13 protein-coding genes are annotated in these 14,442 nt (G+C 66.0%); all 13 read right to left on the bottom strand.

The window, feature by feature from the left end:
• Nucleotides 1-420: 420 nt before the first annotated feature.
• Complete coding sequence (gene hisG / locus P3W97_RS05955; protein ID WP_300844740.1) at nucleotides 421-1,101, bottom strand: ATP phosphoribosyltransferase; 681 nt, start codon at nucleotides 1,099-1,101, stop codon at nucleotides 421-423.
• Nucleotides 1,098-2,372 carry a UDP-N-acetylglucosamine 1-carboxyvinyltransferase gene (gene murA / locus P3W97_RS05950; protein ID WP_367184596.1) on the bottom strand — a complete coding sequence of 425 codons (1,275 nt, stop codon included), beginning with the start codon at nucleotides 2,370-2,372 and terminating at the stop codon, nucleotides 1,098-1,100. The genes hisG and murA overlap by 4 nt, the downstream gene beginning before the upstream one ends.
• A gap of 11 nt (nucleotides 2,373-2,383) precedes the next feature.
• Nucleotides 2,384-2,629 carry a BolA family protein gene (locus P3W97_RS05945; protein WP_300844737.1) on the bottom strand — a complete coding sequence of 82 codons (246 nt, stop codon included), beginning with the start codon at nucleotides 2,627-2,629 and terminating at the stop codon, nucleotides 2,384-2,386.
• A gap of 82 nt (nucleotides 2,630-2,711) precedes the next feature.
• Complete coding sequence (locus tag P3W97_RS05940) at nucleotides 2,712-3,467, bottom strand: ABC transporter permease (RefSeq protein ID WP_300844735.1); 756 nt, start codon at nucleotides 3,465-3,467, stop codon at nucleotides 2,712-2,714.
• Complete coding sequence (locus tag P3W97_RS05935; RefSeq protein ID WP_300844733.1) at nucleotides 3,464-4,402, bottom strand: ABC transporter ATP-binding protein; 939 nt, start codon at nucleotides 4,400-4,402, stop codon at nucleotides 3,464-3,466. Before P3W97_RS05935 ends, P3W97_RS05940 begins: the two co-directional genes overlap by 4 nt.
• 12 nt (nucleotides 4,403-4,414) lie before the next feature.
• Nucleotides 4,415-4,708, bottom strand: coding sequence for a lipid asymmetry maintenance protein MlaB (locus P3W97_RS05930; protein ID WP_300844731.1), 294 nt, complete (start codon nucleotides 4,706-4,708; stop codon nucleotides 4,415-4,417).
• A 6-nt stretch (nucleotides 4,709-4,714) separates the two neighbouring features.
• On the bottom strand, nucleotides 4,715-5,314 hold the full coding sequence (locus P3W97_RS05925) for a phospholipid-binding protein MlaC (protein WP_300844742.1): 600 nt from the start codon (nucleotides 5,312-5,314) through the stop codon (nucleotides 4,715-4,717).
• 141 nt (nucleotides 5,315-5,455) lie between these two features.
• Nucleotides 5,456-6,172 carry a VacJ family lipoprotein gene (locus P3W97_RS05920; protein ID WP_300844729.1) on the bottom strand — a complete coding sequence of 239 codons (717 nt, stop codon included), beginning with the start codon at nucleotides 6,170-6,172 and terminating at the stop codon, nucleotides 5,456-5,458.
• Nucleotides 6,169-6,639, bottom strand: a complete 471-nt coding sequence (mlaD, locus tag P3W97_RS05915; protein WP_300844727.1) for an outer membrane lipid asymmetry maintenance protein MlaD — start codon at nucleotides 6,637-6,639, stop codon at nucleotides 6,169-6,171. The genes P3W97_RS05920 and mlaD overlap by 4 nt, the downstream gene beginning before the upstream one ends.
• Nucleotides 6,640-6,658: 19 nt before the next feature.
• On the bottom strand, nucleotides 6,659-7,441 hold the full coding sequence (gene mlaE, locus P3W97_RS05910) for a lipid asymmetry maintenance ABC transporter permease subunit MlaE (protein WP_300844725.1): 783 nt from the start codon (nucleotides 7,439-7,441) through the stop codon (nucleotides 6,659-6,661).
• Nucleotides 7,441-8,262: an ABC transporter ATP-binding protein gene (locus P3W97_RS05905; protein ID WP_300844723.1), complete on the bottom strand. Its 822-nt coding sequence runs from the start codon at nucleotides 8,260-8,262 to the stop codon at nucleotides 7,441-7,443. The genes mlaE and P3W97_RS05905 overlap by 1 nt, the downstream gene beginning before the upstream one ends.
• A gap of 78 nt (nucleotides 8,263-8,340) precedes the next feature.
• On the bottom strand, nucleotides 8,341-9,807 hold the full coding sequence (locus P3W97_RS05900) for a glutamate synthase subunit beta (protein WP_300844722.1): 1,467 nt from the start codon (nucleotides 9,805-9,807) through the stop codon (nucleotides 8,341-8,343).
• 35 nt (nucleotides 9,808-9,842) lie between these two features.
• The coding region (locus P3W97_RS05895) for a glutamate synthase-related protein (protein WP_300844720.1) at nucleotides 9,843-14,442 on the bottom strand (4,600 nt) is incomplete at its 5' end.

Genomic DNA, 14,442 nt, shown 5'->3' with positions numbered 1-14,442 from the left:
CGTCCTGTGAATACATCACCCACTGAAAACCGAATACGTATTAAGGTACCTAGTGCATCAGAAACCGTGCCCCCCCAGCGGGGGGTTTGCTCCGGAAAGGGGGGTGCAGGGGGGGCGGAGCCCCCATGCCGCGCTGTTTCTCCCGACACGCAGTGGCTGGAGAAACATCTAAGCGTCTTGCGCCTATATGGCGCAAAGATACACGCTTTGAAGAGACATGCGGGGCTCAGAGATCAATGAATGCGACTCACGCATGCGTTACCACTCCGCTCGTCTGGTCTGGATCACGCTTGATCGCCCACCGCTGCCGCGCTCCCTTTTGCTGACCAAAGGGAGGGGGAGCCGGTACGGAGGAGGGTGAAACCCTCCCCGGCGAAGCCGCTGAGTGCGGCGGGGCTTGCCGCGCGCCCGGTCTACGGCTCAGGCGGCAGGCGCTGCCACCGCCCGTGCAAAGGCGTCCAGTATGGGGCGGATGAGCGTGCGCTTGAGTTTGAGCGAGGTCGGACGCACCACGAGCTGAGAGGAAATGTCCATGATGCGCTCGACCTCCACCAGCCGGTTGGCTTTGAGGGTGTTGCCGGTGGAGACCAGATCCACGATGGCGTCGGCCAAGCCGGTCAGCGGCGCCAGCTCCATGCTGCCGTAGAGTTTGATCAAATCCACATGCACGCCCTTGTTGGCGAAAAACTCGCGCGCGATGGCGACATACTTGGTCGCCACGCGCAGGCGCGAACCCTGGCGCACCGCGCCTGCGTAGTCGAAATCTGCCGGGACGGCGACACTCATGCGGCAGCGCGCAATGCCCAAATCCAGCGGCCGGTACAGCCCCGCCTGGGCCGCTTCGCCCCAGGCGGCCTCGTGCTCGATCAATGTGTCCTTGCCACACACGCCCAGGTCCGCCCCGCCATGCTCTACATAGGTCGGCACATCGGTGGCGCGCACCAGCACCACGCGCACCTCGGGCCGGTTGGTGGGCAGGATCAGCTTGCGCGAGGTCTCGGGGTCCTCCAGCACCTCGATGCCAGCGGCGCGCAGCAAAGGCAAGGTCTCCTCGAAAATGCGACCCTTGGACAGGGCCAGGGTGACGGTTTCGGCACTCATGCCATCCTTTCGATGTCGGCCCCCAGGGCCCGCAGTTTGCACTCCATCTGGTCGTAGCCACGGTCGAGGTGGTAGATGCGGTCGACGACCGTCTCGCCATCGGCCACCAGGCCGGCGATGACCAGGCTGGCCGAGGCGCGCAAGTCGGTTGCCATGACGGCGGCGCCGGTCAGGCGCTGGCCGCCCTGGACGACCGCGGTACGCCCATCGATATGGATGCGCGCGCCCAAGCGGGCCAGCTCCTGCACATGCATGAAGCGGTTCTCGAAAATCGTCTCAGTGACGGCACTCGATCCCTGCGCCACACAGTTGAGCGCCATGAACTGCGCCTGCATGTCGGTGGGAAAGCCCGGGTATTCGGTCGTGCGAAAGCTCTGCGCACACAGGGCCGCGCCGCCCGGCGAGCACACGCGGATGCCGGCGGCGTCGGCGTCGACCGTGACGCCGGCCTCGCGCAGCTTGTCGATGACGGCATCGAGGTGATCTCCCCGTCCGCCACGCAGCCATGCCTCCCCGCCGGTGGCAGCCACCGCGCACAGGAAGGTGCCGGCCTCGATGCGGTCGGCCACCACGGTGTGTTCGGTGCCGCCCAGCGTCGGCACGCCTTCGATGCGGATGCGGCTCGTCCCATGCCCCTCGATGCGCGCGCCCATGCCGATGAGCATCTCGGCCAAATCGACCACCTCGGGCTCCTGGGCGGCGTTTTCCAGCAGCGTCTCGCCCTCGGCCAAGGTGGCGGCCATCATCAGGTTTTCGGTTCCGGTGACGGTGACCATATCGGTGGTGATGCGCGCGCCGCGCAGGCGCGAGCGGCCGGCGGGCAGCCGGGCTTGGATGTAGCCGTGCTCGACCGCGATGTCCGCCCCCATGGCCTGCAGGCCCTTGATGTGTTGGTCCACCGGCCGCGAGCCGATGGCACACCCGCCCGGCAGCGACACCCGCGCCTGGCCGCAGCGCGCCACCAGGGGCCCCAGCACCAGCACCGAGGCGCGCATGGTCTTGACCAGCTCGTACGGGGCGACCGGATCCAGCGCCGCCGCGGCGTGCAGCGTCATGCCGCCGCGCTCGCCGTGCGTTTGTACTTGCACACCCATGCGCTCCAGCAGCGTGCGCATGGTGGCCACGTCACGCAAGCGGGGGACGTTGCGCAGCACCACGGGCTGATCCGTCAGCAGCGCCGCGCACAGCTCGGGCAACGCCGCGTTTTTGGCGCCGGAGACGACCACCTCGCCGTGCAAACGCTGGCCGCCACGGATCAGGAGCCGGTCCATCGTTTGCCCACTCACGCCTGGCCAGCAGCGCGCCACTCGGCTGGGGTGTAGGTTTTCATCGACAGCGCATGCACCTCGTCGGTATGGATGCGCTGCCCCAGGGTGGCATAAACCATCTGGTGGCGTTGTATGGCTCGTCGCCCCTCGAATGCGGACGACACCACCACGGCCGTCCAATGCCGGCCGTCACCCGACACGTCCAAATGGTCACAGGGCAAGCCAGCAGCGATGAGGGAGCGGAGTTGGTCGGCAGTCATCATGGCGAACAAAGTGTCAAGTCAATGCGGTGCGCTCGTCGCGCCGCGCGCAATCGATGGGCTTGGGGTCCATTTCTTGGGGTCAGTGGCGAATCTTGTAGCCAATGCGCAGCAAGTGCAAGGTGAGGGCGGCCACGGCCAAGAAGGCACCGGCCACCACCGCCAGACTCAACCACGGCGAGACGTCGCTGACCCCAAAAAAGCCATAGCGCGCCCCGTCGATCATGTAAAAAAAGGGATTGAGATGGCTGACGACCTGCCAAAAGGGGGGCAGCGAATGGATGGAGTAGAACACGCCAGAGAGAAACGTCATCGGCATGATGATGAAGTTCTGAAAGGCGGCCATCTGGTCGAATTTTTCGGCCCACAGCCCCGCGATGACACCGAGCGCGCCCATCAAGCCGGCGCCCAGCACGGCAAAGACTGCGATCCACAGCGGATGCGCAAAGCGCAGATCCGCCGCCCAGACCGTCACCAGCAGCACACCAGCGCCCACCACCAGTCCGCGCAGGATGGACGAGCCGACATAGGCGGCAAACCAGGCGCGGTGCGACAGCGGCGTGAGCAGGAGGAAGACCAGATTGCCCACGATCTTGCTTTGGATCAGGCTGGATGAGCTATTGGCGAACGCATTTTGCAGCAGACTCATCATCGCCAGCCCCGGCAGCAAAAAGGCGATGTAGCCCACGCCGTCGTAGACCTGCACATGCTCCTGCAGCACATGGCCGAAGATCAGCAGATACAAGATCGCCGTGAGGATGGGCGCGGCGACCGTTTGGAACGCCACCTTCCAAAACCGCAGCACCTCTTTCAGCAACAGGGTTTGCCAGCCGCTCACGCGCGCTCCTCCTCGCCCGCCGGCCCATCCGGTCGATCGGCCATCAGCTCCAGGAAGACATCCTCCAGATCCGCCTTGCGCACCTCGATGTCCTCCATGACGACGCCGGCATGACGCAGCGCCGCCAGTGTCTGCTCGACGTCGTAGGCATCATGCACCTTGATCTGCTTGATGCGGCCCGTCTCGCGGGCGCGCGCGGCCAGCGCAGCCGGCAGGGCCTGGTCGGTCTTGAAGTGCAGCACATTGGACGAGGCGCGGCGCAGCAGCTCGGCCGTGCGCTCCAGCGCGATCACGCGGCCGGCGCGCAGCATCGCGATGCGGCCGCACAGCGCCTCCGCTTCCTCCAGATAGTGGGTGGTCAGCAGCACGGTGCAGCCCTCGCGGTTGAGGCGCGAGATGAAGGCCCACAGCGTCTGCCGCAGCTCGACATCGACGCCGGCGGTGGGCTCATCCAATACGATGACCCGGGGGCGGTGCACCAGCGCCTGCGCCACCATGACGCGGCGTTTCATGCCGCCGGAGAGCTGGCGCATATTGGTGTCGGCCTTGTCGACCAGCCCCAGCCCATCGAGCAACTCGTCGATCCATGCGCGGTTGTTGCGGATACCGAAATAACCCGACTGAAAGCGCAGCGCCTCGCGCACCGTGAAGAACGGATCGAACGCCAGCTCCTGCGGCACGACGCCCAACTGCCGTCGGACCTCCGCCGGCTGGGTGTGCACATCGGTGCCGTATACGCTTACGCGCCCGCTGCTGGGCCGGCTCAGGCCCGCCAGGATGCTGATCAGGGTGGTCTTGCCAGCGCCGTTGGGGCCGAGCAGGCCAAAGAATTCGCCCGGCTGGATATCGACGGTCACATCCTGCAGCGCCTGCAGCGGCCCGCGCGAGGTGTCGAAACGCTTGTTGACCTGCTGGAAAGAGACGGCGGCGGACATAAACCCGTCATTCTACGCTGGCAGCAGTTCGGCCACGCCGTAGAGACCGGCCAGCACCCGCGCCCGCTCGTTGAGGCCGCTGAGCCGCCACTGCGCCCCACGCGCCAATACCTCGCGCCGCACGGCAAGCAGCACCGCCAGCGCAGAGGAGTCGAACTCGCGCAAAGCCGAGGCATCCACCTGCACCATCGTGCCCCGGCCCGCGCTGGCCAGCGCCGCGCTGCACTGGGCCAAATAAGCCGTCGCCTGCACATGGGTCAGGGTGGCAGGCAGAGCCGGCAAGGTCAGCACAGGCGCAGCCCCCATGGCAGCTCAGCCCCGCTGGGCATTGGCCCGGTTGCGCTCGGCCAGCGCATCGATCAGCCCGTCGATCCCTTTGGCGCCGATTTCCTGCGCAAACTGGGTGCGGTAGGTCTCCACCAGCCAGACACCCAACACATTCAGGTCATAGACTTTCCAACCTGCCGGGGTTTGCTCCAGCCGGTAGTCGAGCTGGATCGGGTCGCCCTTGCCGCGGATTTCGGAACGCACGATCACCTCGGTAGCGCCGGCGGCCGCGCGCAGTGGGCGAATCACCAACGTTTGATCGCGAATCTGGGTCAGCGCCCCGGAGTAGGTGCGCACGAGCAGGGTCTTGAACTCGGCTTGCAGGCGCTGGCGCTGCTCGGGCGTGGCCTGGCGCCAAAAGCGGCCGACGGCAGACGAGGTCATACGCTCGAAATTGACATGCGGCATCAGCTTGGTGTCCACCAGCTCGATGATGCGGGCCATGTCGCCGTTGCGGATCGCCGGATCGCGCTTGACGGTCTCGAACACCTCATTGGCCACGCGCTGGATTAGCGCATCGGGGGCTTCCATGGCCTGGGCGCGCGCCGGCCAGGCTGGCAGCGCGGTGGCAAGGACCACGGTCATCATGGCAAGCCACTGGCGGCGGCCTGTCGACACACTGGGGTGACGGGCGCTGTAGGGGTGGATCGGTGGGCTCATGTGCATAGGGCTCAGAGGAACGGGCGCGGGTTCCGGTCGGTTACCCATGGTTACGGTGGTCACAGGTCAGTCCTCCTCGCCACGGGCCGCCTCGACCTGGCTTTGGCGCCGCGCCAGATAGGCGTCGCGTGTAAAACCGTATTTGTCCAACGCTGCTTGTTCCAGCAGATCGCCCGCGCGCAACAGATTGGCGCGCGTATCCACCAGCCGCAGTGTCTGGGCGGTGTTGCGGGTCGCCACATCGTCGATGCCCTGCGACACGGGGTCCGCCCGGCGGTCGATGGGCAGCGCCACGGCCTCGCGCACACTGGACGGCCCCAACAGCGGCAGCACCAGATAGGGCCCCGACGGCACACCCCAGCGGCCCAGGGTGTGACCAAAGTCCAGCGTGGTGCGGGGGATGCCCATCTCCGTCGCCAGGTCGATCACTCCCCCAAAGCCAAGGAGGGTGTTCACGCCAAAGCGCATCGCGTTTTCCACCGCGGGCTGCGGGCGGGCCTGCAAGGCCGCATTCACCGCCGACCACAGGTCGCGCAGATTACCAAAAAAGTTGGCCACCGCGGTGCGTACCGGGGAGGGCACGGCCGCCACATAGCCTTCGGCGACGGGCTTGAGCACCGTGCGGTCCACCGCCTCGTTGAACTGATAGACGCCGCGGTTGAACGGCTCCAGGGGGTCGCGCGGATGCGCATCGGGCCCGGTGGCGCAACCGGCCAAAGCCCCAAGGACCAACCCCAAGCGCGCCCAATGCGCGGCCCGATGGTTCAAACGCTTGCCGTTCATTTGCCGCTCCCGGCCTCTGCCGCCTTGTTGAATAAGAATTGGCCGATCAGGTTTTCCAGCACCACGGCGGACTGGGTCTGTGCCACCACATCCCCTGCAGCCAGATTCTCGTCCGCGCCGCCCGGCTCGATGCCGATGTACTGCTCACCCAACAACCCGCTGGTCAGGATTTTGAACGAGCTGTCCTTCGGGAAAGCATAGCGCGACTCCAGCGCCAGCACCACGCGGGCTTGAAAGGTCTTGTCGTCGAAGGTGATCGACTCCACGCGCCCGACCAACACACCGGCGCTGCGCACCGCCGCCTTGGGCTTGAGTGATCCGACATTGTCGAAGGTCGCCGTGACGCGGTAGGTCGGCGCAAAGCTCAGGCTGAGCAGGTTGGCCGCTTGCAGTGCCAAAAACAGGATGGCTGCCGCGCCCACCAGCACGAACAGGCCCACCCACACATCGATCTTGGATCGTTGCATCCGTCGAATCCTTCCCTGATCAGATCGTGAACATGAGCGCGGTCAGGATGAAGTCCAGCCCCAACACCGTCAGCGACGCCATGACCACGGTGCGCGTCGTCGCGCGCGAGACGCCCTCGGGTGTCGGATGGGACTCGAAACCCTGCAGCAGCGCGATGAAGGTCACTGCAATGCCAAACACCACGCTCTTGATGATGCCATTGCCGACATCGGACCAGACGTCCACGCCCCCCTGGATCTGGCTCCAGAACGCGCCGCCGTCCACGCCGATCATCAGCACGCCAACCACCCAGCCGCCGATGATGCCCATGGCGCTGAACACCGCCGCCAGCAACGGCATCGCGATCACGCCGCCCCAGAAGCGCGGCGCCAGCACCCGATCGATCGGATCCACCGCCATCATCTCCATCGCGCTGAGCTGCTCGCCCGCCTTCATCAGGCCGATCTCGGCGGTCAGCGACGTGCCGGCACGGCCCGCAAACAGCAGCGCCGTCACCACGGGCCCGAGCTCGCGCACCAGGCTGAGCGTCACCAGCAGGCCCAGCGCCTCGGACGAGCCATAGCGCTGCAGCGTGTAGTAGCCCTGCAGCCCGAACACGAAGCCGACGAACAGCCCCGAGACGGCGATGATCGACAGCGAGTAGTTGCCCAGGAAATGAATCTGATCGCGGATCAGCCCGAAGCGCCGAAAACCCGCCCAGGTGCCAAGCAGCAGCCGCACGAACAGCCGCGCGCCCAACCCCAGGTCGGCCAACTTGGCACGCACCGCCAGGCCCACATCGGCCGGATGCCAGTAGCGCATCACCACCCTCCCCCAGCCGCTGCGGTCGGCCCGTACTCGTCTTGCACCGGCCGCGCGGGGTAATGAAAGCGCACCGGTCCGTCCGGCGAGGCGGTGACATACTGGCGAATCAGCGGATCGTCACTGTGGCGCACCTCGTCGGGCGTGCCCTGCATGGCCACGCGGCCGTTGGCCAGCACGACGATATGGTCGGCCACGGCGAAGGTGGACTCCAGCTCGTGGGAGACCATCACGCTGGTCAGGCCCAGCGTGTCGTTGAGCTGACGGATCAGCCGCGCGGCGGTACCGAGCGAGATCGGATCCAGCCCAGAAAAGGGCTCGTCGTACATGATGAGCTCCGGGTCGAGCGCGATGGCGCGGGCGAGTGCGACGCGTCGCGCCATGCCGCCAGAGAGCTCGCCTGGCATCAGGTCGCGCGCACCGCGCAGGCCCACCGCGTGCAGTTTCATGAGCACGATGTCCCGGATGAGCGGCTCGGGCAAGCGGGTGTGTTCGCGCAGCGGGAAAGCCACATTGTCGAACACCGACATGTCGGTAAACAGCGCACCAAACTGGAACAGCAGGCCCATGCGCCGACGCGCGGCATACAGCCCGTCGCGATCCAAGGCACCGACGTCCTGCCCGTCAAAGAGCACCTGCCCGCTGCGTGCGCGCAGCTGCCCGCCGATCAGACGCAGCAGTGTCGTCTTGCCGCCGCCAGAGGTACCGATGAGCACCGTCACCTTGCCGCGCGGCACGTGCAGACTGACACGGTCGAGCACGGGCCGCTCGTCGTAACCAAAGACGACGTCGCGCAATTCGACGAGGGCTGGAGTATTCATGAAGCGAAACAAGAACAGCCGGACAGGCCGGCTGCTCAATCATAAGGGATTACCCGGAAGTGTACCGGGCCGCCTCGCTCAACGGGGCAGGACGGAGTGCCCCATCAAGAACTCATCCACCGCGCGCGCGGCCTGCCGGCCCTCGCGGATGGCCCACACCACCAGCGATTGGCCCCGGCGCATGTCGCCGGCGGCAAACACCTTCGGCACATTGGTGGCGTAGCCGCCGACCCGCTCGGTGCTGGCTTTGGCGTTGCCGCGCGCATCTTTCTCGACACCAAAGGCTTCCAGCACCGAGGCGATAGGCGACACGAAGCCCATCGCCAGCAGCACCAGGTCGGCCTTGTACTCCTTCTCGGTGCCCGGGACCTCGACCAGCTTGCCGTCCTTCATCTCGACATGGACGGTGCGCACGGCCGTGACCTTGCCATTTTTGCCGACGAAGGCTTTGGTGGCGATGGCGAACTCGCGCTGGCAACCTTCCTCGTGGCTGGAGCTGGTGCGCAGCTTCAGCGGCCAGTACGGCCAAGTCAGCGCCTTGTTCTCCTGCTCGGGCGGCTGCGGCATCAGCTCGAACTGAGTCACGCTCGCCGCGCCATGGCGATTGCTGGTGCCGACGCAGTCGCTGCCGGTGTCGCCCCCGCCGATGACGATGACATGCTTGCCGTCGGCACGGATCTGCTTCTTAAGCTTGTCGCCGGCATTGCGCTTGTTTTGCTGGGGCAAAAACTCCATCGCAAAGTGGATGCCGTCGAGCTCGCGCCCCGGCACCGGCAAATCGCGCGGCTGCTCAGCGCCGCCGCACAGCAGCACGGCGTCGAACTCGGTACACAGCTGTTGCGGGCTGACCACCTCGCGTGCATCGTTGTTGACCTTGCTGCCCTCGGGCAAAGCGCCGACCAGCACGCGGGTGCGGAAGACGACCCCTTCGGCCTGCATCTGCTCGATGCGGCGGTCGATCAGCCACTTCTCCATCTTGAAGTCGGGGATACCGTAGCGCAGCAGGCCCCCGACGCGGTCGCTCTTTTCGAACACCGTGACGTCATGGCCAGCGCGCGCCAGCTGCTGCGCCGCCGCCAGGCCGGACGGACCCGAGCCCACGATCGCCACCTTCTTGCCGGTCTTGGCCTTGGGCGGCTGCGGCACCACCCAACCCTCGGCCCAGGCGCGATCGATGATGGCGTGCTCGATGGACTTGATGCCCACCGGATCGTCGTTGATGTTGAGCGTGCACGCTGCCTCGCACGGCGCCGGACAGATGCGCCCGGTGAACTCCGGAAAATTGTTGGTGCTGTGCAGCACGGCGATGGCGTTCTTCCAGTCGCCGCGGTAGACCAGATCGTTGAAGTCCGGAATGATGTTGTTGACTGGACAGCCGTTGTTGCAAAACGGGGTGCCACAGTCCATACACCGCGCACCCTGTACCTTGGCCTGGGCGTCATCCAGACCGATGACGAACTCGCGGTAGTGCTTGAGCCGTTCGGCGGGAGGCTGATACGCCTCCTCGACGCGCTCGAATTCCATGAAGCCGGTGATCTTTCCCATGATCGGTTGCCTCGTGATGCAATGGTCGATGACGCTCAGGCCGCGGCGGTTTTGCGGGCCTTGACCGACTTGGCCGCGGCAGGCTCGGCGCGGGCTGCGGCGGGTTGGGCCGCATTTTGGGCCAGCGCCCGTTTGTACTCATGCGGGAAGACCTTGACGAAGCGCGTGCGCGCCGTCGCCCAGTCATCCAGCAGCGCGCGCGCCTTGGTCGAGCCCGTCCAGCGGTGATGATCCTCCAGCAGCTGGCGCAGCTGGGCCTCGTCGGTCAAGCCGCGGTGCCAGATCGCGCGATCCACCGTGGCCTCCTGCTCGGCGCTGGTGACCAGGCGCTCGAGGGCCACCATCGCGGTGTTGCAGCGCTTGGCAAACAGCCCATCCTCGTCGTACACATAGGCGATGCCGCCGCTCATGCCGGCGGCAAAGTTGCGTCCCGTCTTGCCGAGCACCACCACCGTGCCGCCGGTCATATATTCGCAGCCGTGGTCTCCGGTGCCTTCCACCACCGCGGTGGCCCCCGACAGGCGCACCGCGAAGCGCTCGCCCGCCACGCCCCGGAAGAACGCCTCCCCGCGGGTGGCGCCATAGAGCACCGTGTTGCCAACGATGATGTTGTTCCCCGCATCGCCGCGGAAGTCGATGCTCGGCCGCACGACGATGCGTCCGCCCGACAGACCCTTGCCGGTGTAATCGTTGGCGTCGCCGATCAGGTACAGCGTGATGCCCTGGCACAGGAAGGCGCCGAACGACTGCCCGCCGGTGCCCTCCATCTGGATGCGGATGGTGTCATCCGGCAATCCTTCGGGGTGGTGGCGCGTCACCTCGCCCGAGAGCATCGCGCCCACCGTGCGGTTGACATTGCGCACGCTCTCGATGAAGTGCACCTTCTCGCCGCGCTCGATGGCGGCACGGGCCTTGTCGATGAGCTTGACGTCCAGCGCACGGCTCAACCCATGGTCCTGCATCTCCACATGACGATGGGCCGCCTCGGCCGACGTGGGCGGCTGATACAGCAGACGGCTGTAGTCCAGTCCTTTGGCCTTCCAGTGATCGATGCCCTTTTTCATGTCGAGCAGTTCGGTGCGCCCGATCAGGTCGTCGAAGCGACGAATGCCCAGCTGCGCCATGATGGCGCGCACCTCTTCGGCCACGAAGAAGAAATAGTTGACCACGTGCTCGGGCTTGCCGGCAAACTTGCGCCGCAACACCGGATCCTGGGTCGCCACCCCCACCGGACAGGTGTTGAGATGGCATTTGCGCATCATGATGCAGCCCTCCACCACCAGCGGCGCGGTGGCAAAGCCGAATTCGTCCGCCCCCAGCAGCGCACCGATCACGACATCGCGGCCGGTTTTGATCTGGCCGTCGACCTGCACCCGGATGCGGCCGCGCAGGCGGTTGAGCACCAGCGTCTGCTGGGTCTCGGCCAGCCCAATCTCCCACGGGCTGCCGGCGTGCTTGATCGACGACCAAGGCGAGGCGCCCGTGCCGCCATCGTGGCCAGCGATGACCACATGGTCGGCCTTGGCTTTGGCCACGCCGGCCGCGATCGTGCCCACGCCCACCTCGGAGACCAGCTTGACCGAGATGTCGGCGCGCGGGTTGACATTCTTGAGGTCGTGGATGAGCTGCGCCAAATCCTCGATCGAATAGATGTCGTGGTGCGGCGGGGGGCTGATCAGGCCCACACCCGGCACCGAAAAGCGCAAGTAGCCGATGTACTCCGACACCTTGGTGCCAGGCAACTGCCCCCCCTCGCCGGGCTTGGCGCCTTGCGCCATCTTGATCTGAATCTGGTCGGCGCTGACCAGATACTCGGCGGTCACGCCAAAGCGACCCGAGGCCACCTGCTTTATGCGCGAGCGCAAGCTGTCGCCGTCCTGCAACTCGTAGTCGACCTCGACCTTGTCCGGGCCGATGATCGAGCCGACCGTCTGCCCCTGGCGGATCGGAATGCCGCGCAGCTCGTTGCGATAGCGCGCCGGATCTTCGCCGCCCTCGCCGGTGTTGCTCTTGCCGCCGATGCGGTTCATCGCGATCGCCAGCGTGGTGTGCGCCTCGGTGCTGATCGCACCCAGCGACATCGCGCCTGTGGCAAAGCGCTTGACGATCTCGCTGGCGGGCTCGACCTCCTCGATCGGGATCGCTTTGGCCGGATCGACCTTGAACTCGAACAGCCCGCGCAGCGTCATGTGGCGGCGCGACTGGTCGTTGATGATCTGCGCATACTCCTTGTAGGTCGCGTAGTTACCAGCACGCGTGGCATGCTGCAGCTTGGCGATGGCATCCGGCGTCCACATATGCTCTTCGCCGCGCGCGCGCCAGGCATACTCGCCGCCGACGTCCAGCATGTCCGACAGCAGCGGGTCATCACCGAAGGCGCGCCGGTGCAGGCGAATCGCCTCCTCGGCGATCTCGAACACGCCGATACCCTCGACGCGGCTGGCGGTGCCGGTGAAATATTTGTCGATGGTCGCGCTGTCGATGCCCACCGCCTCGAACAGCTGCGCGCCGCAGTAGCTCATATAGGTGGACACGCCCATCTTGGACATGATCTTGGACAGGCCCTTGCCGACGGCCTTGATGTAGTTGGCGATGGCCTTGTCGGCCGACAGATCGCCCGGCAAGTCCCGGTGGATGGCCTCGAGCGTGTCCAGCGCCAGATAGGGGTGGACGGCCTCGGCGCCGTAGCCGGCCAGCACCGCGAAATGGTGCACCTCACGCGCGCTGCCGGTCTCCACCACCAAACCAGTGGCGGTGCGCAGCCCCTCGCGCACCAGATGCTGATGGATGGCCGACAGCGCCAGCAGCGCCGGCACGGCCACCCGCTCGCGGTTGACCCCGCGATCGCTCACGATCAGGATGTTGCTGCCGCTGCGGATCGCATCCACCGCCTCGGCGCACAGCGAAGCGAGCTTGGCCTCCACCCCCTCCTTGCCCCAGGCGACGGGATAGGTGATGTCCAGCGTGCTGCTCTTGAACTTGCCGCCGGTGCGCCGCGCGATGTCGCGCAGCTTGGCCATGTCGGCATGGTTGAGCACCGGCTGGCTGACCTCCAGCCGCATCGGCGGATTGACCTGGTTGATATCGAGCAGGTTGGGGCGCGGGCCGATGAAGGACACCAGCGACATCACGATCGCTTCGCGGATCGGGTCGATCGGCGGAGTGGTGACCTGCGCGAACAGCTGATTGAAATAGTTGTACAGCGGCTTGGGGCGGTCCGACAACACCGGCAGCGGGCTGTCGTTGCCCATGGAGCCCACACCCTCTTCGCCGTTTTGCGCCATCGGCGCCATGAGGAACTTGATGTCCTCCTGGGTGTAACCGAAGGCCTGCTGCAGGTCGAGCAACTGCGCGTCCACATGCTCCATCGCCGCATGGGCCGATTCATCGGCCACCGTGCGCACGCTGGCTTCGTCGTCGCCCGCCACCGGGCGCTCGACGTCATCGAGGCGGATGCGCAGGTTTTCGATCCACTGTTTGTAGGGCTTGGCATTGGCCAGTGTCGCTTTGACCTCCTCGTCGTCGATCAGGCGACCCTGCTCCAGATCGATCAGGAACATCTTGCCCGGCTGCAGCCGCCATTTGCGTACGATCTTGCTCTCGGGCACCGGCAACACCCCGGACTCGGAGGCCATGATGACGAGATCGTCGTCCGTGACGCAATAGCGCGATGGCCGCAGGCCGTTGCGATCCAGGGTGGCGCCGATTTGGCGTCCGTCGGTAAACACGATGGACGCCGGACCATCCCACGGCTCCAGCATGGCCGCGTGGTATTCGTAAAAAGCGCGGCGGCGCTCATCCATCAGCGTGTGCTGCTCCCACGGCTCGGGGATCATCATCATGACCGCCTGCGCCAGCGGATAGCCCGCCATGGTCAGCAGCTCCAGGCAGTTGTCGAAGGTGGCGGTGTCGGACTGCCCGGCAAAGCTGATCGGGTAGAGTTTTTTCAGATCCGCACCGAGCACGGGCGAGCTCATGACCCCTTCGCGGGCGCGCATCCAGTTGTAGTTGCCCTTGACGGTGTTGATCTCGCCGTTGTGGGCCACGTAGCGGTAGGGGTGCGCCAGCGGCCACTCGGGGAAGGTGTTGGTCGAGAAGCGCTGGTGCACCAGCCCCAGCGCGGAGACGCAGCGCGGGTCTTGCAAGTCCAGGTAGTACTCGCCCACCTGGTTGGCCAGCAACAGCCCCTTGTAGACCACGGTGCGGCTGCTCATGCTGGGCACGTAGTACTCCTTGCTGTGCGTCAGCTGCAGGCGCTGGATGGCGGCGCTGGCCGTCTTGCGGATCACATACAGCTTGCGCTCCAGCGCGTCCTGCACGATGACATCGCTGCCGCGGCCGATGAAGACTTGGCGAATGATCGGCTCGGTCTTGCGCACCGTGGGGGACATGGGCATATCCCGGTTCACAGGCACGTCGCGCCAGCCCAGCAGCACCTGGCCCTCGGCCTTGATGGCGCGCTCCAGTTCCTGCTCACACGCCAGCCGCGACGCGTGCTCCTTGGGCAGGAAGATCATGCCCACGCCGTATTCGCCCGGCGGCGGCAGGGTCACACCCTGCTTGGCCATCTCTTCGCGGTAGAGCGGATCGGGGATCTGCAGCAGGATGCCCGCCCCATCGCCCATCAACGGATCG

Origin of the sequence: Tepidimonas sp. (assembly GCF_029335975.1) — a bacterium.
Classification (GTDB): Bacteria; Pseudomonadota; Gammaproteobacteria; order Burkholderiales; family Burkholderiaceae_C; genus Tepidimonas.
The sequence above is the reverse complement of the archived record's forward strand: the minus strand, read 5'-3'. Positions and strand labels throughout refer to the sequence as shown.